The sequence below is a fragment of the Clostridium sp. D53t1_180928_C8 genome (assembly GCF_015667795.1).
Classification (GTDB): Bacteria; Bacillota; Clostridia; order Clostridiales; family Clostridiaceae; genus Clostridium.
The window spans coordinates 1-24,078 of the sequence record NZ_JADPEL010000030.1; the positions used below are offsets into that span (position 1 = coordinate 1).

Genomic DNA, 24,078 nt, shown 5'->3' on the forward strand with positions numbered 1-24,078 from the left:
ATTGAAAAACGATAGGTCTTAAGTCCCATTTCTGCCATTAGCTTAACATCTTCTTTAAATCTATGATAATGATCTACAGCTACATCTCCTGTAGTTTGTTTAAATGTTTTACCTTCTATTCTAACGAAATCATCCCAATTTGTAAGTCCTTTTCCATCTTCTAAATAAGCACCCTCTACTTGGTATGCAGCTGATGCGCTTCCCCATAAAAAGTTTTCTGGTATCTTGTAATTACCCATTATTTATTCACCTACCTTCACTATACTACTGTCATTATATTTTCTTTTTCATTTACTACACTTTTATTTTCAATAAACACATCTATATAGCTATCACTATTAGCTATTATTACTGGTGTTACTACTTCATATCCTTCACTTAATATCCCTTGAATATCAAATTCTAAAATTACATCACCGGCTTTTATTTTATCTCCTTGTAATTTTTTAGGCTCAAAATATTTACCACCTAAATTTACAGTGTCAATTCCAACATGAATTAACATTTCTATTCCTTCATTACTTTTTAATCCTATAGCATGGCCTGTATCAAAGAAAGCATCAACAACTCCATCAAATGGTGCTATTATTTGTCCCTTTGTTGGTATTATTGCTGTTCCTTTTCCTATTATTCCACTTGCAAATGTAGCATCATTAACTTGTGATAATTCTACCATTTCACCTTCTAATGGACTTGATACTTTTATTCCTGTATTTAAATGATTTACTACTAATGTTTCTTCATTTTCATCAACCTCATCATTTTCAATAGGGTCTTCAAAACCAATTAAATAAGATGCTATAAATGAACCTGCTATTGTAACAGCAGCTGTAATTAATATATAAATTATACTCTTTGGATTCCCTTGTTCTATATATTGTGGAATAGTTACAAGTGCTGGAGTTGCAACCCCATAACATTTCATTTGGAATAAACCACCTACTAAACCACCTAATCCAGCTCCTATACATGCTCCTATCATAGGTTTTTTAAATCTTAAAGTTGTACCATATAATGCTGGTTCAGTAATACCTGCAACTAATGCTGAAAATGCTGATGAACCTGCACTTTGTTTTACATCTTTATTTTTTGATTTAATAGAAACAGCTAAAGCTGCTGCACCTTGAGCCATATTTGAACAGAATTCTGCTATACATATAAATCCTTCAAACCCTGTCCCTGCTAAGATACTTAACTTTATTGGAGTAAATGCATGATGCATACCAGTCATAACTATAAACGGGAAAATTGCTGCAACTAAACCAACTGCAATAAACCCTAATTTATCATGAACAAAATAAACAATATTTGTTAATACATTCCCTAATATTGAACCTAAAGGTCCTATAATAACCATAACTATTGGCCCAATAATTAACATAACTAACATAGGCTTCAAAAAATTTTTTGTAATAGTTGGAGTTATTTTATCAATAAATTTTTCTATATATGGTAATACTGCTACTGACATTATTATTGGAATAACTGAATATCCATAATAAGCATAGGTAACAGGTATAAAGTTAAATAACTTTAATGTCTCACCTGTCTCATTAATACCGCTTAACATAGAAGTAAAATTAGGGTGTAAAAGAATTAGTGCAATACTTACAGCATAATATGGGTTTGCATCAAACTTTCTTGCTGCTGACATCGCTATTAAAACTGGCATAAAGTAAAATGCTCCATCACCAACAACAGACAATAATTGATATGTCTGTCCTGAAGTATCTAATAGACCTATCATAGGTAATACAGTTAATAAAACCTTTATCATTGCAGCTCCAATAAGTGCTGGAATAACAGGAGACATAATTCCTGAAATAATATCTAATAATCCTTCGAATAAATTTTGTTTTTTCTTTGGCTTAACATTTCTCTTATTAGAATCTTTTTTAAAGTTTCCTAAGTTACATAACTCTTTATATACAGCTGCAACTTCATTACCAATAATAATTTGGTATTGTCCACTTTTTTTCATTATTCCCATAACACCTTTTGTTTTCTTCACAAGCTCATCATCAACAATAGATTCATCTTTTAATGTAAATCTCAACCTTGTCATACAATGAACTAATTCTTCTACATTATCTTTTCCTCCTACTCTTTTTAAAATCTTTTCTGCCACTAATTTGTAATCCATTTTTCATTCCTCCATTCATATTAATATAAAAAATGAAGTTTTGCCTACATATATAAGCTATTACTTATAGCGTAGTTACAATCTTACTATATAATAAGCTGGTGGATTATCCAGCATACTACCTTAATCTTAAATTGTTGCTTTAGTTACTATTCTTTCTATATGAATTATTAAATAAAGCTGTTCCTCATCTGATAAAGTATAACTATACTTATGTTCTATAAAAGTCTTTATTTTTAAAACACAATTATAACTTTTTTCATACTTTTCTTTTAATATATCAAATAACTCTGATTCATCCTCATCATAAATTGAGTTATTAAAAACTCTTTGTGCAAAAAACTTTAAGTGTGTAATAAACCTATAATACGCAACAGACTCTTCATTGAATTCAACTTTAAAGAAGTATTTTATAATATTTAAAATTTCTTGCATTATTTTAGTTATATTTACTATATTACTCATATCATTATTTAATTCAGCATTAACTATATGGTATGCTATATAACCTGCCTCATCCTCATCAAAAACGATTTCGAATTCTTCTTTAATAATTTCTAATGCTCTTTTACCTGTAGCATATTCATCAGTAAATAATCTTTTTATTTCTAAAATTAATGGATTTTTTACTTGAATTCCTTTTTTATACCTTTCAATTGCTCCATGAATATGTTCAGTAAGACTCACATAAATAATATCATTTAATTTCTTATTATATTGCTTTTCAAATAATGATACTACTTTAGTTGTAATAACTAAGTACTCTTCTGGAATATCTGAAACTACAGATATCAATTTTTCATTAAGATTTTTATCTTTATTAGAAAATATTTTATAATTAAATCCACTTAAATCAACTTCTTGATTTCCTTTTTTTCCAAAGGCAATTCCTCTTCCCATTACAACTATTTCTTCACCATTTTCATCTAAAGAAATAAATGCATTATTATTTAAAACTTTATCAATATACACATTATCACCACCTCTAAAAATAAAAAAAGACAAAACCCGCCTATTATATTAGTGGGTTTTGCCTGCATAACCAGTTACAATCCTTTTCTTCATGATATCATGGTATTATATCTTTGTAAAGGATTTTACGTTTTTCCATCCATCAATTTTAAACCACATTTTCTCTTATTTGCTTTCTTTCATTAAAGAAGCCTTTATATGATAAATAGGTTGCTAACATAGTTGATATTGAAGTTGAAGATAAAATCATAAATGTAACCATTATTTGAAATTTAATTGCCATAAATGGTGATGTTCCAGCAAGTATAAATCCTGTCATCATTCCAGGAAGAGCAACTATCCCTAAAGTTTTTGCAGAATCTAGAGTTGGAATTATTGATATTTTTATACTTTCTCTAATAACTTCATTAGCGGCTAAACGTATATCTGCTCCCAAAGCTAGCTTTATCTCTATTTCTTCTCTTTTATTTTTAAAGTTATTATTTAAATTTCTATAACTTATCCCTATAGCTATCATAGAGTTACTTATTATCATTCCAGCCACAGGAATTACATCACTAGGTGTAAACTTTATTGCTTTTGAAATTATAAGTATCGACATTGTAACTATAGTTCCTGATAATATTGAAATTAATGATATAGCAAATACTTTTTCAATTCCCTGTCCTCTTTTTTTAGCATTATTAGCTGCATTAACTATCATAATTAAAACTAATCCAATTGTATAAATAGGATTTTCAAATCCAAAAATGATATTTAATATATATCCTACTATTACTAACTGAATTATTGCCCTAAATAAGCTAATTACTATTTCTTTTTCAAGCTTTAAGTTTTCCTTATAAGATATAATTAAAGGAATTATAATTAGTATACTTGCAAAAATTAATGAAATATTACTCATCTATACAACCACCTTTTCAATAATTTTTAACTTTTCAACTAATTCTACCTTCCCTGACCTTATTGTAATTCTCTTATTAAATATTCTCTCACTTTGTTCAACATTATGGGTTATCCAAATAACAGTAACCCCCTCTTTATTTAATTCTTCTATTGTTCTTTCAACAATTTCAGCATTTTCTTTATCTAAAGCTGAAGTAGCCTCATCAAGTAATAAAACTTCTGGGATATACACTAAACTTCTAATTATAGATATTCTTTGCTTTTCCCCACCTGATAAACTTTTTACATCTTTTTTCAAATAATCACTAGATAAATTAAATTTATTTAAAAGTTCTATAATTCTATACTCATTTATCTTTTCCCCTCTTATTAAAAATGGAAAGGATAAGTTATCAAAAACTGTATTCCCGAATAGATATGGCAGTTGGACACAATAGCTTATACATCTTCTTAATTCTAAAGGATCATACTCGTCATAATACTTGTCCTTATATTTTATATAACCTTCACTAATGGTAATTAAATCTGATATTATCTTTAATAAAGTACTTTTTCCACCTCCAGATGGACCAATCACAGATATACAATCCCCTTTATAAACATCTAGGTTTATTCCATTTAATATTAGATTGTTATTACTTTTAAAAACTACATCTTCTAAATTAAATATCCTCATCTTAATCTCCTATTATCACTTTTCGATATCGTAATTCGATATTAACATTAAAATTAGTTTTGTTCAATAAAAAAACTAAGGTGAATTATCCCTTAATAATCACCTTAGCTCGATTACACAACATCATGAACCAATTCCTTTAAATTTTCTTTTAATTCTAATAAAAGCTTTTTTCCCGACTCTGTAGTTTTATAATACTTTCTTATCTTTCCATTAACATTTCTATCTTCTTTCTCTATTAACCCCTCTTCAACCATGGATTTCAATACAGGATATAAGGTTCCAGGACTTACATTATATCCATGACCTCTTAGCTCTTCCATCATCCAAGTTCCGTAAAATGGCTTTTCATTTCCATGATGAAGTATATGAATATATATTAATCCGTTAAATATCTTTCTAATTATTTGGTCTTTCACTTTTTTTCAACTCCCTCAAAACGTATAACTATAATTATATCACCTTTTATATTATTTTCATAAATATCTTAATACATTATACTACTATAAATAAAATCCCTAGCTAATACCTCTATAATATTAACTAGGACTTCTTATTAACTATATATTATTGTAATATTATTTCATTTCATCTAATCTTTTCTTAGATTCTAATCTATTAGCCCACATTTCTTCTTCTGATTTATACCCTCTTTTTTGTGCTTGTTCCTTAGTATATACTTCTCCATGTATTAAATTTAATATATGAATAGAATCCTTACCTGCTGCTTCCATTGTTCCTCTACAAGAACCACAATAAGATATAATATGTTCAGAATTAAAATCTCCAGCTCTTCTATTATATACTTTTTCATATAATTCAGGATTTGAGCTACAAACCATTCCCCCTACACCACAACATCTAGTGTTTCCTTTACTTCTTTCAATTTCTGCGTACTTATATCCAAGTTCCTCAATTATCCATCTCACACTTTCATGATGTGATGATACATTTCTAGTTACACATGAATCATGTATATTAAACACAATATCAGAATGTAGCCCTACATTTTTTTGATTTTCTGGTATTCCTATACTTTCCTTCATTAAATCCCAATAAGAAATAACCTTTTTATCTGTTGTACTACTATAAACATTATAACATGATGGACATATTGTAATAATTACATCTGCATTTGTTTCATTAATCTCTTCTACTGCTTTTCTATTTCTTTCCTTAAACTTTACAGTCTCACCAATTAACTTAGTTACTTTACCACAGCATTGTAACATTGCTCCTACTTCTCCATCTAAAGTATCTCTTAAATGTGATAATGTCTTTTCTATCAATTCTGGAGCATAAGCTGGAACTGTACATCCCGGAACAAATAAATATTTTGTCTTTTTATCTTTTGCTAAAACTGTAGTTGAATATTCTTCACTACATTCCATATCTTGTGATTTATCAAATGGCTTTAATAAATCAATTACATTTTCATTATTATTATCTTCATTATATTTTTCCTTAATAGCTATAAAATTAGGAGCTAATTCTAATGATTTAGGACAAACTAATGTACATTGATTACATTCATTACAAGAGAACGCAATCATTTTATCCATATTTTCATATCCATTGTCTAAATATTTTTTAAATAAAGTCTTAGGACAATCTGTGTAGTCATTTAACATTATGCATTCTTTCATGCACTTCTTACATACGCACTGTCTACATCTATCTGCTTCTCTCTGAGCTTCTTCTTTAGTATATCCAAGAGCTACTTCATCAAAATTACTAATTCTTTCTTCTACCGATAACTCCTGCATATCCTCTCTTTTTCCAGATACTTCATCCCAGTTTGTAGGCATATCTAATTTAGTTTTAAAAGTCCACGTATCTTCTAACTTTCTACCATCTACTAAATCTTGTCCCTTTAAAAATCTTACTACCGATTGTGCTGCTCTTCTACCAGTTGCCATAGCTTGTATAACAATAACCGATTCTCCTGAAGCATCTCCAGCTATAAATACCTTTTCATTTGTTAAAGATTGAAGAGTTAATTTATTGCACTCAAAAGTAGAATTTCTTCTTTGTTCTAACTTTCCATTAGCAAAACTACCTTCCACACCTTGTCCAATAGCAAATACTATTGTATCAACTTCAACTTCATATACATCATTCTCATCAAAAGTAGGCGAGAACATTCCTTCTTCATTGAACATTGATATACATTTTTTTAATATAACTTTAGATACCCTATTATCTTGTACTTCTATACTTTTAATTGCTCTTGCATGATTAAATTTTATACCTTCAGCAATTGCCCCTTTAATTTCATGATTTGATGAAGCCATTGAATCGAAGCTATCCTCTAAACAAATAGAATATACTTCTTCAACTCCATTTATTCTTCTTGATACTCTACAGCAATCCATGGCAACATCACCACCACCAACTACAAGAACCTTTTTACCAGCTTTTTTAATGTCTTTAGTTAATGCTGCTTCTTTTAAATATTCTGCTGCAGAAAATACTCCATCTGCATCAAAATTCTTAATACTTCTATCTACTCTTCCTTCATGCTTACCTACTGCTACAACTACAGCGTCAAATTCATCTAAAATTTCATCTAAAGTTATATCTTTTCCAACTTCAAAACCTACTTTGAAAACTACTCCTAGTTTATCTAAATAACTTATCTCTTTTTCTAAAATATTTCTTGGTAATCTATATTCTGGAATACCTACTGCCATCATTCCACCTCTAATTGGTAGCTTTTCAAAGACAGTTACTTCAGCACCTTCTTTCCTTAAATCTAAAGCTGCCTGTAATCCTGAAGGACCAGCCCCAATTACCGCAACCCTTTTATTTAAACTATCATTTATAGTTAAATCCCAATTTTCTTCTTTATCAAAATTATCTGCTGCATATCTCTTTAATGAAGCAATTGCCATTGGGCTTTTTCCTTCGCTCCATTTACATTGTGTTTCACAAGGATGTGCACAAATTCTACCTAAAGTTCCTGGAATAAATAATTTTTCTCTTATTACTTTTATTGATTCTTCACCTTTGCCATCTTTAATTAATCTTATATATTCTTTGGCATCTGTATGCATTGGGCATGTTGCAACGCAAGCAGCCTCTTCTGATCCCATACAATTATCAACTATATTTTTTATATTATCTATTACGTTACTTTTTAACATAAATATCCCCTATTCTATATATATTTCTATTTTTTCTTCTTAAATGATTTTGGATCAATGGCGAATATAAATACCCCAAGTACTATTACGCATCCCCATATTGCTAATGGTAATGTTATTTTTGCACCAAAAAGTAATGCTGAAAAAATTATTGACCATAATGATGCTGTACTATTTAAAGCAGTTCCCATAGCAGCTCCTATTAAATCAACAGCTTTATACCAAGCTAAATATGTTATTGCTCCAAGTATTGCAATTCCTGCATATTTAAATACTAAGCCTGAACTAACAACCTTAGCTGCTACTCCATATCCACCTATTAATGGAACTACTACTAATGCATAACTAGCTAAAGAAGTAAGATATCTAACACATAAGAATTGTTGTGGTGTAGCTTGTATATGTTCTTCGTCTTTGATTTTTTTCATTGCAAATCCAACAATAACTCCTTCTAAAGCCCATCCTGCAACTGCAACTAATGCAAATAAAACACCTTTAAAGAAAGTTTCTGGAACATCAGCTGATGGATTAAAACCTAACATAAATGAACCAAATAAACTAACTGCTATACCTATCATTGCTCTTATTGATAATTTTTCTTTTAAAATAAAGTAAGATAAAATTGCTCCAACTCCTGGATATATAACTGAAATACTTGATGCATATGGTGCTCCAGCATATTTAATAGCTAATAAATATGCACTCATTCCTACTGGCGCCCCAACTATTGCCGCAACTATTGTAACTAAACCTTTTTTTGTTTTTAATAACTTAAATGCACCTAATAATTGTTTTGAGAATACTAACGCTAATGCAATCCAAAAGAATGCAAAACCATCATGAAATAATGCAGTAACTAATGGTGATAATTCAAACTCACTAAACACAACACTTTTACCAACTTCACCCATAAGAACTCCATCAAGCCCCCATGCAAGACCTACTATTACTCCTAATAAAATACCTAATAAAAATTTGTTTTTCTTAAAATTCATCCTTTGTTCTCCTCCTTAAAATACTTTTACATATTTCTTATAAGCAAATTTCATGCCAACTTTTAAAACCGTTAATTTTTCTACAATCTTTTTTTTAAATTTATTTTATTACTTATTTTTTTGTTTTTATATCACTTTTATTAACAATAAAAGTGTCATCTTTATGAACACTGTCATTATTTTTGTTATATTTGATTTATTACATTATTTTCTTAATAATTTTAATATATTTTTTGTTTTCTTTTTCTTTAAAGAGTATTATTATAAATAATATATTTTATACAATGGAGGATTAAATGAATAACTCACAAAAATGTAGATATAATTTTTCTGATATTATAGGAGAAAGTCCCCAATTAAAAAAAGTTATAGAACAAGCTAAGGAAACAGCTAAAAGCTCATCAACAATAATAATTTACGGAGAAAGTGGCTGTGGAAAAGAGTTACTTGCTCAATCTATACATTGTTATAGCGATAGATGTAATCAACCCTTTGTTGCTGTGAACTGTGGCGCTTTACCTAGCAATTTAATAGAAAGTGAACTATTTGGCTATGAAAGCGGATCATTTACAGGTGCAAAAAAAGAAGGAGATATTGGGAAGTTTGAACTAGCCAATAAAGGAACAATTTTTCTTGATGAAATAGCAGATATGCCTTTAGATATGCAGGTTGTTCTTCTTAGAGTTTTACAAGAAAATTGTATAACTAAAGTTGGTGGTAAAAAGCAGATTGACATTGATGTTAGAGTCATTGCTGCTACAAATAAAAATTTAAAAGAAGAAGTAAAAAAAGGAAACTTTAGAGAAGATTTATATTATAGATTAAATGTATTACCTCTAACACTTCCACCTTTAAAGGATAGATTAGGTGATATTCCTCTACTACTAGATTATTTTTTAAAAACAAAAAGTGAAAAACTTAACAAGCCAATACCCAATATTTCTCAAATTTTATTTAAAAAAATAATTTCTTATTGTTGGCCCGGCAACATTAGAGAGCTGGAAAATTTCATAGAAAATCTTGTAGCTTTAAATGGAAGTAGTAGTTATGAAATTGATTTTGAAGAATGTCATTGTCTTAAATACGATAATCTCGGTAACCTATTAGATAATTTTATTTCTGATAACACTTCAAATTCTAATATAAATAACGATACTATTACCCCTTTAATTGTTCTTGAACAAAAAGAGATAGTAAAAGCTTTAAAAATTTGCAAAGGAAATATTTCTCAAGCATCATCTAAATTAGGAATAAGCAGAAATGCTCTTTATAATAAAATGAAACGCTATAACATTACTTATATAGATAAATAATTAAAATTCAACCACAGAAATAAGCTAAACATTTACAGTTATTTAGATTATTCTGTGGTTATTTTATATTATTAATTATAAAATTTTTCTTTTACTTGATGATTTTATATCTAATTCTTCTCTATATTTAGCTACTGTTCTTCTAGATATATAAATATTATCAGTATTTAACAAAGTACAAATAGCCTGATCTGATAATGGCTTTCTCTTGTTCTCTTTTTCTATTATATTTTTTATTTTTGATTTAATTTTATTTATAGATATCTCCTCATCATCAGTATTTTTAGATAATATATTTTTTGAAAACAGATCTTTAATTCTTACTATTCCTCTTTCTGTTAAAATATATTTTTCTTTAATGGCCCTACTTACTGTAGATTCATGAATATTCATTTTACTTGCAATACTTTTTAATGTCATAGGTTTTAAATATAAATTTCCTTTTTCAAAGTACTCCTTTTGTATCTCTACAATACACTTTAATAAATTTAATAAAGTATTATCTCGCTTTTCTATTGCCTTTATCAACATATTTGCTGTAATTATTTTATCCTTTATATATTTTACTTCTTCCTTATTTCTATTTTCTATAGCAAATTCCTTATACAAAGAATTTATACTTATTTGTGGTATAATTGAACTATTTAACAAGACCTCATATGTATCATAAACTTTAAATATATATGCATCCGGTATTATAATTTTCACTTCAGTCCCTGTATAAAACCCCCTTGAAGGTCTAGGTTCTAAAGATTTTATATCCCTTACATATCCTTGAACTTTCTTTTGAGAAATTCCTAATTTTCTACCTATATGTATATATTTATTTTCAGCAACATATTCTAAATAACTTAATACTATTTCTTTAATCCTATCATCTAACATAGATTTACGTCTCAATTGAATAATCAAACATTCACTCAAGTTTCTTGCCCCAATTCCAGCTGGTTCTAAACTTTGTAAAATATCCAATGCTATTTGTCCTTCTTCTTCATTAATCATTAATCCTTTGCAAACACTTTCCAATGATTCTCTTAAATATCCATTATCATCTAAACTATTAATCATATATACTACAGTTTTTTTTGTACTATTATCACATTTTATTGTAACTAATTGTTCATATAAATAATCCCTTAATGTTTTTTTCTCTTTTATAAAATCAAAAACATTATATTCTTCACTATTACTTAGATAACAATTTTTCTGATTTATGTAAATATTGAAATTCTCATTTATAAGGCTATCATTTTCTTTATTATATTCAATATCTATTACTGGATTTTCTTCATATTCTTTATCAATATACTCCCTCAAATCCTGTGCTGACATCTGTAATATATTTATTGATTGCTTCATTCCTTGAGTTATTATTAGCTTCTGTTGATGAGAAATATCTAAGTCAAAATTCAACTTAATGCTATCACCTTCTTAATAATATCAATACTATTTAATATAAAAGTATATTATCATATATTTATAATACTTATAACTTATTATTTATTATATTTTCAATTTTAATGAATATAATTTAAAGAAAAATCCCTAGCTTTATTAAACTAGAGATTTTTCTTTAAATTATATTATTATTACATTTTATTTAAATCATCAAATTATAGATTTAAACTTCTTCACCATTAGTTTCTATAACCTTTTTATACCAATAGAAACTTTTCTTTTTACTTCTATTTAAACTTCCATTTCCTTCATTATCTTTATCAACATAAATAAATCCATATCTTTTTTTCATTTCTCCCGTTGATGCTGAAACTAAATCAATACATCCCCATGGAGTATAACCTATTAAATCAACTCCATCTGCAATTGCTTCTTTCATTGATTTAACATGTTCACTTAAATACTCTATTCTATAATCATCATTAATAGTTCCATCCTCTGCTGGAATATCTATAGCTCCTAATCCATTTTCAACTATAAATAATGGTTTTTGATATCTATCATATAATTGATTTGCTGTAATTCTTAATCCAAGTGGATCTATTTGCCATCCCCATTCTGATGCTTTTAAATAAGGATTTCTTACAGTCTTAAATGCATTACCTGCTGTTTCAACTTCTGGATTAGCACTTGCACATCTACTTGAATAATAACTAAATCCAATAAAATCTACCGTATTATATTTTAATATTTCTTCATCATTTTCTCCAAAATTAATTTCAATTCCATTTTCTCTTAAAAATCTCTTTGCATACCCTGGATATTCTCCTCTTGATTGAACATCTATAAAAAATAAATTTTCTCTATCCTTGTCCATAGCTTTTTGTACATCTTCTGGATTACAGCTATATGCATAAAATGAACCTGCTGCAAGCATACATCCAACCATTGATCCTGGAATCATTTCATGAGCCATTTTAGTCGCTAAAGCACTTGCTATAAGTTCATGGTGAGCTGATTGATATTTAATTTGAATCTCATTATCTCCTTCATCAAATCTAACTCCTGCTCCCATAAACGGAAGATGTAATATCATATTAATTTCATTAAATGTCATCCAATACTTAACTTTATCCTTATATCTTGTAAATATTGCTTTACAGTAATTTAAATAGAAATCTACAAATTTACGATTTTTCCATCCACCAAACTTTTCAATAATTCCAATTGGTGTATCAAAATGACATATTGTTACTACTGGTTCTATTCCATGCTTAATCATCTCATCAAACATTTCATCATAGAACTTTAACCCTTCTTCATTTGGAGTTTCTTCATCTCCATTTGGGAATATTCTTGACCATGCAATTGATATTCTTAAACACTTAAATCCCATTTCTGCAAACAATGCTATATCTTCTCTAAATCTATGATAAAAATCTATAGATTCATGTGATGGATAGTACTCACCCTCAACAGGTCTTAATATATCAATCTTACCTTCCATAACTTTTCTTCTATTTTCACCTGCTGGACAAAGATCAACAGTAGTTAATCCCTTTCCTCCTTCTTTATAGCCACCTTCGCATTGGTTTGCAGCTAAAGCTCCTCCCCATAAAAAATTTTCTGGAAACTTATTTAAATTATTATTCATAATTATACCTCCACACCTTTTAGTTAAAAAGTAAGAGTTAAAAGTTAAGAGTTATTGTAGGAACTCTTTACAGAGTTCCTTAAAACATATTTAATTCTAAATTCAAAATAATTGAATCCTATTCCTAACCTCTGTACTCTTCTCTATTACTTTTCTATAATATTGTAATTACTGTATCTCCTGTATTAACTGATTTAACTTCCTTTGGCACTATTTCTAAATAATCAATAGTATTTGTAATAATAACAGGTGTAATTAATTCATAACCTTCATTCTTAATAGCATCCATATCAAATTCAACTAAAGTATCTCCAACATTAACTTTATCACCATCTTTAACATGTGCTGTAAAGTACTTACCATCTAATTGAACTGTATCCATACCAATATGAATCAAAACTTCCGCTCCATCATCTGATTTTAATCCAATAGCATGTTTAGTTTTAAAAATCATTTGAACTGTACCGTTTATTGGTGAAACTACTTTTCCTTCTGCTGGATTAATAGCTATTCCTTTACCCATCATTTCTGATGCAAATGTTTCATCTTTAATTTCTTTTAAAGGAACAATTTCACCATTTAATGGACTAGCAATAGTAATTTTATTAATTAAAGGTGCTTTATCTACTGCAACTTCTTCTACATCTTGATTAACTTTAACATTTTCTTCTTTATCTTTATATAAAACTAAACAAGCCACAAATGATACAGCTATACTTATTACTGCTCCTATACATGCATATACAAAGTTCATCATTGTTTCTCCACCAATATAACTTGGTAAAGTTAAAAGACCTGGTGAACCACCTGAATAGTTAGATACTCTAAATAGACCTAAGAATAATCCCCCAATTGCTCCACCTATCATTGATGCATATAATGGAGTTTTAAACCTTAAATTAACACCATATAAAGCTGGCTCTGTAATACCACAAACTGCTGTAATACCAGCAGAAGAAGCTAATTGTTTAATTTCTTTATTCTTACTCTTAATTGCTACTGCTAAAGCTGCTCCACCTTGAGATACATTTGATGCTAGCATACCTGGATATATTACAGTGTCATATCCCATAGTCATACGATTGTTTATTCCAATTGGTACAAGCCCATAATGAGTACCTGTCATAACTAATAATGGAGTTAATCCACCTAATAAAGTAGGAACTAACCACCCTGCATAAGATTCTAAAGTTTTTATACCTAACCCAATCTTATCACTTACTATATACCCTATAGGTCCAATTACAACTAAAATTACTATTCCTGAAACAACTGCTGTAATTAACGGCTTTGTAAAGAATTTAATAGCTTTTGGTGATATTCTATCTGCAATAGGTTCAACATATGACATAAACCAAACACCTAATATTATAGGTAGAACACTTGAACTATATGAAGCTAAAGTAATTGGTAATCCAAATACAGTCAAAGGTTCACCTGTTTCCTTTGCAGCATTTACCATTGTCACAAAAGTTGGATGAAGTAACATTCCTCCAAGCATCATTGCTAAATATGAATTACATTTAAACTTTTTAGCTGCTGAACTTGCTAAAAATATAGGTAAGAAGTAGAATGCAGCATCAGCCATAAAATTAAAAACTTGATAACTTTGAGAATCAGTAGAAATTAATTTAAATGCAGTTAATAATGCAAGCACAGCCTTCATCATACCAGCAGCTGTAATTGCAGGTAATATTGGTGTAAATATTCCTGTTACCGTATCTATTACTTTAGCAATAGGTTTACGATTATCTACTTCTTTAGATGAGCTATCACTGTAGCCTTCTATATTAGCAATTTTTATTACCTCTCTATATACATGATTTACATCATTCCCTATAATTATTTGGTATTGTCCACCTTTATCTACAACACCCATCACTCCACTAATATTTTTTATTTCATCTGTATTTGCTCTTGATTTATCCTTTAAATTAAATCTTAGTCTTGTTGCACAATGTGTTAAATTTGATACATTTTCTTGTCCACCGACATTTTTTAATATTTCTTTTGCTAAATTTTCATAATTCATAGCTTAATTCCTCGCTTCCAATATTTTAATTTTTTCAAATCTAAAATTTTGAAGAATTAAGGTTTTGCCTAGCCTAACCTAGTAACAATCCTATGAAACTTCTAAGGTTATATTAATTTATTCCTGCTCATCTCCTCTCCCCCAAAAAAATTATCAGTTAATATTAAAAAGTTATATAAAAAAAACCCAAACTAATTATTAAAATTTAAGTTAAATACATTTAATTCAAGCTTGTTTTTACAAAACTTAATTACAAATTATAACTCTTTAATACTAAGATTATAATTCAATAAATTGCTTTAACTTAACTTTAATTATCAATTTAGGTTTTGCCTGATCGAATCAGTTACAATCCTATAGGAAAGTATTAAAGTTTTCTTAAAATTTAACAGTTTTCATTTACTACTCTAGCTGTATGTATTATTAAATACAACATTTCTTCTTTAGTTAATTGAGTATTATATTTTTGCTTTACAAACCCCTCTATTCTTTTAGTACACTCATAAGATTTAGGATACTTAAGTTTTATCATTTCAAACAAATCATTATCATTATCTTCATAATATTTCCCACTAGATAATCTTTGAGTAAAGAATTTTAAATGAGTTACAAATCTGTAATAATTAATTGAATCTTCATCAAACTCAACATTAAAATGATATTTTACAATCTTTAATATTTCTTCAATCAATTTAATCATATCTACTATTTCAGGCATTTCTTGATCGAGTTCACCATTTAATATATGCATTGCTATTGATGCAGCCTCATCTTCTGGTAACTCAATACTTAAATTCTCTTTAATAACCTTTAATGCATGGATTCCAATTGAAAACTCTTCTTTATGAAGTCTTTTAATATCCCAAAGCATTGCATTTTTTATTTCTAAGTTCTTTTCCGCTCTGCTAATTGCAAAACTAATATGATCTGTAAGAGTTAAATAAATATTTTCATTTAATTTTGTATTTAACTTATCTTCAGCATATCTTATTATATCCTCTGAAACTTCTAAATACTTTGCTGGAATATCATTTACTAATGTAAGCAACTTTTCATTTATACTTTTACTTTCTAGGACGAATATTTTTTCTACTTTACTCTCATCAATCTCATCGCCTTTTTTCTTTTGGAAAGCTATACCCCTTCCCATAACAACTGCTTCTTCACTATTTTCATTTATAATTGTCACAACATTGTTATTTAATACTTTATTTATGATCATATCAGTATAATCCCCTCATTTTATATTTCTTAAATTAAGATAAAAGCCTTAATTTAGATTATACAAAAAAACCTAAATCAATATCAAATAATGCATATAATTATTCCTATAAAAATAATCAATATACATACATTTGGTATCAATTTAGGTTTTGCCTGCTTACTCAGTAACAATCCCAAAACGGATTCCACTATTAACTTGTCTACATTTTATCAACTAGTGTAAACATTGTCAATATGTTTTTATTTTATTTTTCATTCCATAGCTAACCATTGCAAACATTGTCTCTCACTAATTTGTGTGACATATAACAGCTAGTAACTTCCTAAATATTGATTCAATTTATGCAGCTCCTACAAAACATATACTTTCAATTTTTTGTTTCATTTTTTTATTTATATATGCTACTATTCTTCCTACTAATAGAGCCGATAAAATAGTTCCAATACCTAATCCATCTAATCCCTTATTATTAAGAATTAATATTGTTATCGATAATGCTACTACAACACAATCAAAATATATTTTTGATTTTCCAAAATCTATATTAGCCTTCTTGCTTATAGCTTGAGCTAATCCATCTGGAGCTACTGGCATAATATTAGCTGTAATAGTAAATACAACTCCAAACGCAGTAATAAAAAAGCTTAATATACAAATTAATATTCTTATATAAAAATTTTCAACATTTATATTAATAATTACATTAAAAAAATTCATTATTTGTCCAAATAATATAGCAAATATTACTTGAAGTAACTGAATTATCTTGAAATCCTTTCTTAATATTAATATTTGTATCCCTACATAAATAGTAAATAATATTGTCGCTGCTGTTCCTAAACTAATGCTACTAACTTTACTTATACTTAATGGTAATGAACTTACAGGTGATGCCCCTAAATTTGATTTTATTGCTAAAACTCCGCCTAAAGCCAATAAAAATATACCACAAATATAAATAACTATTCTGTTTATATTTTTCATCTATATCTCCTAACTATATCAACACTTATATAAATTGTCCTATAGATATGATCATAAAAATAATAGATAGTATAAATAATTTAATTATTTATACTATCTATTTATTATCATTTACTTCAAAAAAAGTCAATTTATTTATGCAATTACAGTTGATTCACTATTTATTTTTTCTTTACCTTTAAGAATAAAATCAACTACTTTTTTCCCATAAGGTAAACAGAATTGAATGAATGGTCCTATAGCTAACATTGAAATAACAGTACCTACTCCAATCTTTCCTCCAAGGATAAATCCAACAATTAAAAATGTTGCATCCATAGCTATTCTAATCCATCTATATTGACATTTAAGTTTATCTTGAATTATAAAAGGAACAATATCATTTGGCGCTACTCCAACATCACTTGCTGACATTATTGAAAAACCAATTGCAATTATAAAACATCCTGCTAATACTAATAACATTTTTATAAATATATTAGCTGACTCTACTGGGAAATATGAAACCACCTTTACACCTAAATCAATTATTGGACCTACTCCAACAACACAAATTAGTGTACCTATCTTTATTTTTTTCATATCCACTATTAATATAGCAATAAATAATACTACCAATATTATCATATTAGCAACACCAGGAGTAACTTCTGTACTTCCTGAAATCATATGAACTATTGATAACTCTTTTAATCCTGTTTTATTTAGAATCGTTGCCAATCCTTGCGTAAAAACAGTGAATGGATCTGACCCAATGCTTGTCTTTAGAAATAATGCTACTCCTAATTGGATTATGCTCATTCCTAAGAAAAATAATACTAATCGTTTAACTAAATTAATTGCCTTATTCAAACTTTTCACCCTTTACTAATTTGTTTTTTACTTCAACTACTACTGCGTTTTTTATAACATTTACATTAATTTAAAGTCACTTATCATTTTATCTTAAAATATATTGCTTGTCAAAAAATTATCAATTCATTTAGAAATAATCCTAGAGTAGTGAAAAAATACTCTAGGATTATTTCTAAATTAAATATCTATACATTTTTCTTTCATAGACTCCACTCCTATAATTTTCTGTGTTTTCATCTATATTAACCATTAAGTCACTTGATAACACCTTATCCTTTGCAGAAACTCTGACTGTTATATCAACTGAAATCTCTTCTTCAGGACTAACTTTATCTATTCTCCAAACTAATTCACTTCCTATTTGATGTACTGCTCCCTTAGAAGCCTTTACTCCTTTAACTATCAATCCTCTTTGTAAAACGTCTGTAACTATAACATTTTTAGCAATATCGGGTCCATTATTTCTGACCCTTATTGTATATTTAGCTTTTTCTCCAATGTCTACAAAAGATTTATTATTATCCTTTTCTGCTACTAAGTCACATACTCGTGTACTTATCTTAGTCAAAAAAACAGATCCACCTTTATAACTACTTTCACTAATTTCAATATCATTCCTTATTATAGAATCAGAATATCCCGTGATATATGCATTTAAATCATTATCTATTGCAATTGATAATGCAACATCATATCCATTTTCACCAAAACAAATGCCACTTAATAATGCTAATCTACCTTCCTTACTTACATCTAACTTAAATAAAAATGAATAAAATCCCAAATCTGAAATTATATTTTTATAATTTTCTAAAGGTAAATCCTTAGAATTTGTAAATCCAGATATATAAACATAATTATTACAATCAATCTTTATATCAGAACATACATTAATTCCATTTCCACCTAAATAGCTTCCATACAAAAGCCCTTCTTTCCCATGTTTTTTTGTATCTAACTTAATTAGAAATCCTGTTTCTTTATTAGTAGATAATTCAGTTAGAAATGCATTAATTGTTATTGGGAACTCTTTCCTTGAATTCGTAATTCCTGTTATATATGCACACTCATTAGAATCTACTGCTACTGAATATCCAATATTTTTTCCATCTCCACCTAAATAAGTAGAATATAAAAGTCCTTCTACTCCATTTTGTTTAATATCAAATTTTATTAAAAAAGAACTTATTTCTTTTCCATATCTGATTTTTTCATATCCATTATCGGTAATTGGAAAATCATTAGATTCAGTAACTCCAGTTATATAAACATAATCATTAGAATCTATAGCTACAGAATAAAAACTATCATTATCACTACCACCGAAATATGTTGCATATGACAAAGCTTCTTTTCCCTTAATATTAGTATTTAATTTAATTAAGAAGCCATATTTACTATTTTCAGAAATACTTATTTTATATGCATTTTCGGTTATTGGAAACATACTATTTGATGTTGTATCTCCTACAATATAAACATTTTTATTTTTATCTAGTGCAATTGAATATATATAATCATTTCCCTTTCCACCTAGATAAGTTCCGTAACATAAACTAGTTATTCCAACCTCCTTTGTATTAACTTTTACTAAAAAACCTGTAGTTTCTCCTCCTGGATAACTAGATAGATATGATTTTTCTGTAGTTGGAAATCCCGCTGTTGAATTTGTAGTTCCTACAATATATGCTGCTCCACTATAGTCAACAGCCACAGAAACTCCTTCATCAACTCCATTTCCTCCAAGATATGCTCCATATACTAAAGCCGCTTGCCCACTTTTTCTTGTATCTATTTTTATAATATATGCACTATAATCTTTTTCTGAATAAATAGTTTTATATAAACTTTTTTCCGGAAAATTTTGTACACTTGTAACTCCAGTTATATAAATACACTTATTATTATCTACAGCAATTGAATTACCTCTATCAATCATTGCAGCTGCTTTAAATGTTTCAAATAAAAATGGTACTGTTATTATTAATATTTTATGATCCTCATAATTTGAAACATTAAATTTAACTTTAAAACCATCTTCTATCTCAAAATTACATTCTATTTTCCCTTCACTAAACTCTTGAAATGCTTCTAACTTTAATATTTTTAATAATTTATTATCTATCTTAACTAATAAATTTCCATCTTCATCTACTTTTATTTTATCTGCCCCTTCAAAATTTAGCTTTATATTATCTATACTTTTATTAGGCTGTATAATAAAATCTAATTTTATGTTGCCTTTATTCCCATAATAAAGCAGATCTATACCCGAATAAATTTCCTTATATAATAACTTTTCATATATTGGTATATAACTCTTCCATTCTGATTTAACATTTCCCTTAAAATAATTTAACTTACAATTAAACTCATTTTCGCCTATTATTTGTGGAATTTTATTAGAATCTTCAAAGTTGATTCTTAAAACACTTATCTTATATTCATCTAAACTATTTAATGTTGTGTTTACTATTGAATTACAATCTATTTCTTTAAATTTATTAATTTCTTCATTACTTCTAAATGCTAAAACTAATTCTGTATCTGTAAAAAATGTTGTACATTGATTATGATTTAAAATGAATTGTACTCTTTCATCATGTTGTCCCATATTTCTTTCAAACATTAATGGTAAACTACTTAAAACATTTGATACATTTAACTTTTCCAACTCTATCATCCCTTTAATACTATTTTTAATATATATTAAAGTATGTTTATCAAAATTGAATTATCACTATATTTAAATAATAAGTAAAAGGAAACTAACATTAAGCTAGTTTCCTTTTACTTACTTTATATTAATTTATATCTTTCTAATAGTTCTTCAATTACAGTTCCATGAATTTCCTTAAACAATTTCTTTTCTACAAACTTAGCTTTTAAAGGTAATTTAATATCTGTCAACTTTTTACCATCCATCATTTTAGAAGTAGAATCTAATAATACTCTTATATCATAGCAAGAATTAAATACTTCTGGAACCCCACGATCAACATCTAATAATGTATATACGGCTTCCATAGCTGTTCTTACAGAATATTCAGTTGTAAATACTGTATCACGAACTGTATCTGCAAATTGTCCTAAGAATGCAAAATTAACACAACCTTCTGGTACAACCTTTGGCCTATCACCAGCTGTTCTTGGCATAAAGAATGCTGTTATATATGGCATCATACAAGGAATAGCTCTAGCAGAATTCTTAGCCATATCTGGAATTTCATCTACTGGAACTCCTAAGTGATATAACCATTCTTGAGTAATTTCATATCCTGTACATTCCTTCATTGGCTTCTTAATAAAATCACCTGGAACATCTGTAAATAAACCATAAACCCAAACAACTAATTGGTTACCAGGTTGTGATTTAAAGTGTGGTTGACGGTTTAATGTATAACTCATTAACCAAGAAGAATCTTTTGCAGTTATTATTCCACCAGTAACTACTTTTCCACTAAAAGGATTACGTTTGCATACTTTTTCAATATATGGAGGTATTCTATCATCTAGAGTTGTAACTGTTGCTGATTCCCAATTAGTAGCTTTAACGTTTGTACAGAACTTATCTGGATGTCCAAAGTCTTTATCTTGAGCAGCAATGTTTCTCCATAGCCTCCAGCAACCACCTTCTTCCGTATTTAAAACCGGAACTGTGTCATGGTCTCCTAATGTAGCATTTTCTGTACAACTTCCATTTGTAACAAAGACTAAATCATCTTCTACTAAATCAATAGTTTCTTCTTTCCCATCATGAATACAAACAATTTGTTTTGCTATTTTTTTCTTTCCTTCTTTTTCAAATATTACATTAGTAACTTGTGTATTATATTGAAAATTAACTCCATGTGATTCCAAATATTTAACCATTGGTAATATTAAAGACTCATATTGATTGTATTTAGTAAACTTTAATGCAGAAAAGTCTGGAAGTCCTCCAATATGATGAATAAACCTTTGAATATAAAGCTTCATTTCTAAAGCACTATGCCATTCTTCAAAGGCAAACATAGTTCTCCAATATAACCAGAAGTTTGATTCATAAAATTCTTCTGTAAATACATCTTCAATTTTTTTATCATATAAATCTTCATCCTTAGTGAAGAATAATTTTACTATTTCCATAGCTGCTTTATCTGATAATCCAAACTTACCATCTGTATGAGCATCTTCACCCCTGTTTACTGTAGCTCTCATTAAAGAGTAATTTGGATCTTTCTTATTTAACCAATAATACTCATCTAACACAGACACACCTTCAGTTTCTAATGATGGAATTGACCTAAATAAATCCCATAAACATTCAAAATGATTTTCCATCTCACGTCCACCACGAATTATAAATCCCTTTGTTGGATCATTAATTCCATCACAAGCTCCACCAGAAATATTCATTTCTTCTAATATATGAATATGTTCTCCTTTCATTTGTCCATCACGAACTAAAAAACATGCTGCAGCCAAAGATGCAAGACCTGCCCCTACTAAATAAGCTGATTTTCTATCTACATTTGCTGGTTTTTGTGGGCGAGCAAATGCTTCATAATTACCATTACTATAATACATGCCTCTTCCTCCTCTTATATAAAAACATTTTTTTCACTTTATATATTTATAGTATTACTTTCTTATTTTGCCTTCTATAGACAAAATCATACTTATGTCCTATTTTTAAACAAACTGATAAAATTGTAAAAAAATAAGACAAACTTTAAAGTTTGTCCAAAATTTATAATCAAGTTTTATTTATGACTTAATATTATGTCTGTTAGTTCTATATCTTTCTAAGGCAGTTTCAATATTTCCTGAAACTAACGTGTTTAACCTTTCAATTATATCCTTTGGATTTTCCTTCATACCTTTTCTTATCCATTCAATAACTAAACCTACAAATGCAAATTTATAAAAATCTGCAATAAATGACTTATCTTTTTCTCTAACAGACATTCCTTTTGATTTTTCTTCAATTACTCCTAAAAGTAAATAATAAGTTTCATTATATAAATATCTTTCTAAATATTCTCTACTTACAGAATTATAAGTATTTAATACAAAAATCTTATTTTCTAAAATATATTCAAAAATTTCATAAAATCCATCTTGCCAGGTATCATATGTTTTCTTATCACCTAAAGCTCTTGTAGCTTCATTAGTATAAATCCATTCTAACAAATCATATATATCCTTAAAATGATAATAAAACGTTTGGCGATTCACTTCGCAGTCTTCTGTTATATCTGAAATTTTTATTTTATCTAGGGATTTTTGTGATAATAATTTTTTTAAAGATGCAGCAAATGCTTTTTTAGTTTTCTGTGCCATATAACTTCACCCTTCCAATACCAACTTTGTTATCAATCATTATATCATCTACAACTTTCCTTATCTATTGAAATTTAAAATAGTAATTTTAAATTTATAAATTTTCTATACTTAACTTTAACGAAAAAGACCTAATATATTCAGTGAATTACCACCAAATTATTAGGTCTTTCTTTAATTTATTATATATTAAAATTATTATAATCTTTTACTCAAATATAAAACTAAATTATTAGTTGTTGCCATATCTATTCTTTCTAAATCAGTTGGTTGAAGCTTTAATCCAAAACTTTCTTCAATCTTAACTAATACTTCTATTATTCCTAATGAATCTAAAAGCCCTGATTCAAACAAATCTAAATCTAAGTCTTCTCTTATTTCATCAGTACCTGTTACTTCTTCAAATATATCTAACACCTTTTCTAATATAACTTTATTATCCATATTAAATTCC

The 24,078-nt window shown here is 27.9% G+C and carries 19 protein-coding genes; 1 reads left to right on the plus strand and 18 read right to left on the minus strand.

All coding sequences use genetic code 11. From position 1 onward, the window contains the following. The 8 genes from I4V51_RS14710 to I4V51_RS14745 all read right to left on the minus strand — a co-directional run. Window positions 1-239, minus strand: a 239-nt coding sequence (locus I4V51_RS14710; RefSeq protein WP_195989189.1) for a family 1 glycosylhydrolase, incomplete at its 3' end; no start/stop codon positions are given. Window positions 240-259: 20 nt separating this feature from the next. Beyond that, window positions 260-2,143: a beta-glucoside-specific PTS transporter subunit IIABC gene (locus tag I4V51_RS14715; protein WP_195989190.1), complete on the minus strand. Its 1,884-nt coding sequence runs from the start codon at window positions 2,141-2,143 to the stop codon at window positions 260-262. Window positions 2,144-2,272: 129 nt separating this feature from the next. After that, complete coding sequence (locus I4V51_RS14720) at window positions 2,273-3,115, minus strand: PRD domain-containing protein (protein WP_195989191.1); 843 nt, start codon at window positions 3,113-3,115, stop codon at window positions 2,273-2,275. Between the two features lie 148 nt (window positions 3,116-3,263). Next, the gene (gene fetB / locus I4V51_RS14725) at window positions 3,264-4,019 is read right to left on the minus strand and encodes an iron export ABC transporter permease subunit FetB (protein ID WP_195989192.1); all 756 of its coding nucleotides are present in this window, start codon (window positions 4,017-4,019) and stop codon (window positions 3,264-3,266) included. Continuing rightward, window positions 4,020-4,697, minus strand: a complete 678-nt coding sequence (locus I4V51_RS14730; RefSeq protein ID WP_195989193.1) for an ATP-binding cassette domain-containing protein — start codon at window positions 4,695-4,697, stop codon at window positions 4,020-4,022. A 113-nt stretch (window positions 4,698-4,810) separates the two neighbouring features. After that, window positions 4,811-5,116: a PadR family transcriptional regulator gene (locus I4V51_RS14735; RefSeq protein ID WP_195989194.1), complete on the minus strand. Its 306-nt coding sequence runs from the start codon at window positions 5,114-5,116 to the stop codon at window positions 4,811-4,813. A 159-nt stretch (window positions 5,117-5,275) separates the two neighbouring features. Next, window positions 5,276-7,843, minus strand: a complete 2,568-nt coding sequence (locus I4V51_RS14740) for an FAD-dependent oxidoreductase (protein WP_195989195.1) — start codon at window positions 7,841-7,843, stop codon at window positions 5,276-5,278. Window positions 7,844-7,869: 26 nt separating this feature from the next. Then, window positions 7,870-8,838 carry a DMT family transporter gene (locus I4V51_RS14745; RefSeq protein WP_195989196.1) on the minus strand — a complete coding sequence of 323 codons (969 nt, stop codon included), beginning with the start codon at window positions 8,836-8,838 and terminating at the stop codon, window positions 7,870-7,872. Window positions 8,839-9,134: 296 nt separating this feature from the next. On the opposite strand from I4V51_RS14745, the gene I4V51_RS14750 reads away from it, so the two are divergent. After that, on the plus strand, window positions 9,135-10,151 hold the full coding sequence (locus tag I4V51_RS14750) for a sigma 54-interacting transcriptional regulator (RefSeq protein WP_195989197.1): 1,017 nt from the start codon (window positions 9,135-9,137) through the stop codon (window positions 10,149-10,151). A gap of 75 nt (window positions 10,152-10,226) precedes the next feature. Here I4V51_RS14750 and rpoN read toward each other — a convergent pair whose 3' ends face one another. The 10 genes from rpoN to dltC form a co-directional block, all read right to left on the minus strand. Further along, window positions 10,227-11,564 (minus strand): RNA polymerase factor sigma-54, encoded by a 1,338-nt coding sequence (gene rpoN, locus I4V51_RS14755; RefSeq protein WP_243281521.1) that lies wholly within the window; start codon window positions 11,562-11,564, stop codon window positions 10,227-10,229. 208 nt (window positions 11,565-11,772) lie between these two features. After that, window positions 11,773-13,203, minus strand: a complete 1,431-nt coding sequence (locus I4V51_RS14760; protein WP_195989198.1) for a 6-phospho-beta-glucosidase — start codon at window positions 13,201-13,203, stop codon at window positions 11,773-11,775. A gap of 154 nt (window positions 13,204-13,357) precedes the next feature. After that, a complete protein-coding gene (locus I4V51_RS14765) occupies window positions 13,358-15,235 on the minus strand; it encodes a beta-glucoside-specific PTS transporter subunit IIABC (RefSeq protein WP_195989199.1) in 1,878 nt (625 codons plus the stop codon). A gap of 385 nt (window positions 15,236-15,620) precedes the next feature. Beyond that, a complete protein-coding gene (locus I4V51_RS14770) occupies window positions 15,621-16,457 on the minus strand; it encodes a PRD domain-containing protein (protein ID WP_195989200.1) in 837 nt (278 codons plus the stop codon). A 342-nt stretch (window positions 16,458-16,799) separates the two neighbouring features. Further along, on the minus strand, window positions 16,800-17,444 hold the full coding sequence (locus tag I4V51_RS14775; RefSeq protein ID WP_195989201.1) for a DUF6198 family protein: 645 nt from the start codon (window positions 17,442-17,444) through the stop codon (window positions 16,800-16,802). A 135-nt stretch (window positions 17,445-17,579) separates the two neighbouring features. After that, on the minus strand, window positions 17,580-18,296 hold the full coding sequence (locus tag I4V51_RS14780; RefSeq protein WP_195989202.1) for a hypothetical protein: 717 nt from the start codon (window positions 18,294-18,296) through the stop codon (window positions 17,580-17,582). Between the two features lie 175 nt (window positions 18,297-18,471). Beyond that, complete coding sequence (locus I4V51_RS14785) at window positions 18,472-20,973, minus strand: SBBP repeat-containing protein (protein ID WP_195989203.1); 2,502 nt, start codon at window positions 20,971-20,973, stop codon at window positions 18,472-18,474. A 125-nt stretch (window positions 20,974-21,098) separates the two neighbouring features. Next, on the minus strand, window positions 21,099-22,868 hold the full coding sequence (locus I4V51_RS14790; protein WP_195989204.1) for an oleate hydratase: 1,770 nt from the start codon (window positions 22,866-22,868) through the stop codon (window positions 21,099-21,101). A 180-nt stretch (window positions 22,869-23,048) separates the two neighbouring features. Next, the gene (locus tag I4V51_RS14795) at window positions 23,049-23,624 is read right to left on the minus strand and encodes a TetR/AcrR family transcriptional regulator (RefSeq protein ID WP_195989205.1); all 576 of its coding nucleotides are present in this window, start codon (window positions 23,622-23,624) and stop codon (window positions 23,049-23,051) included. 198 nt (window positions 23,625-23,822) lie between these two features. Further along, the gene (dltC, locus tag I4V51_RS14800; protein WP_195989220.1) at window positions 23,823-24,053 is read right to left on the minus strand and encodes a D-alanine--poly(phosphoribitol) ligase subunit DltC; all 231 of its coding nucleotides are present in this window, start codon (window positions 24,051-24,053) and stop codon (window positions 23,823-23,825) included. Between the last annotated feature and the right edge of the window lie 25 nt (window positions 24,054-24,078).

Excerpts from the sequence above, each read along its gene's own strand:
- I4V51_RS14775 (WP_195989201.1), bottom strand. The coding sequence starts at position 17,444 with ATGAAAAATATAAACAGAATAGTTATTTATATTTGTGGTATATTTTTA.
- I4V51_RS14760 (WP_195989198.1), bottom strand. The coding sequence starts at position 13,203 with ATGAATAATAATTTAAATAAGTTTCCAGAAAATTTTTTATGGGGAGGA.
- I4V51_RS14795 (WP_195989205.1), bottom strand. The coding sequence starts at position 23,624 with ATGGCACAGAAAACTAAAAAAGCATTTGCTGCATCTTTAAAAAAATTA.
- I4V51_RS14730 (WP_195989193.1), bottom strand. The coding sequence starts at position 4,697 with ATGAGGATATTTAATTTAGAAGATGTAGTTTTTAAAAGTAATAACAAT.
- I4V51_RS14765 (WP_195989199.1), bottom strand. The coding sequence starts at position 15,235 with ATGAATTATGAAAATTTAGCAAAAGAAATATTAAAAAATGTCGGTGGA.
- fetB (WP_195989192.1), bottom strand. The coding sequence starts at position 4,019 with ATGAGTAATATTTCATTAATTTTTGCAAGTATACTAATTATAATTCCT.
- I4V51_RS14745 (WP_195989196.1), bottom strand. The coding sequence starts at position 8,838 with ATGAATTTTAAGAAAAACAAATTTTTATTAGGTATTTTATTAGGAGTA.
- I4V51_RS14790 (WP_195989204.1), bottom strand. The coding sequence starts at position 22,868 with ATGTATTATAGTAATGGTAATTATGAAGCATTTGCTCGCCCACAAAAA.
- I4V51_RS14750 (WP_195989197.1), top strand. The coding sequence starts at position 9,135 with ATGAATAACTCACAAAAATGTAGATATAATTTTTCTGATATTATAGGA.
- I4V51_RS14770 (WP_195989200.1), bottom strand. The coding sequence starts at position 16,457 with ATGATCATAAATAAAGTATTAAATAACAATGTTGTGACAATTATAAAT.
- I4V51_RS14740 (WP_195989195.1), bottom strand. The coding sequence starts at position 7,843 with ATGTTAAAAAGTAACGTAATAGATAATATAAAAAATATAGTTGATAAT.
- I4V51_RS14715 (WP_195989190.1), bottom strand. The coding sequence starts at position 2,143 with ATGGATTACAAATTAGTGGCAGAAAAGATTTTAAAAAGAGTAGGAGGA.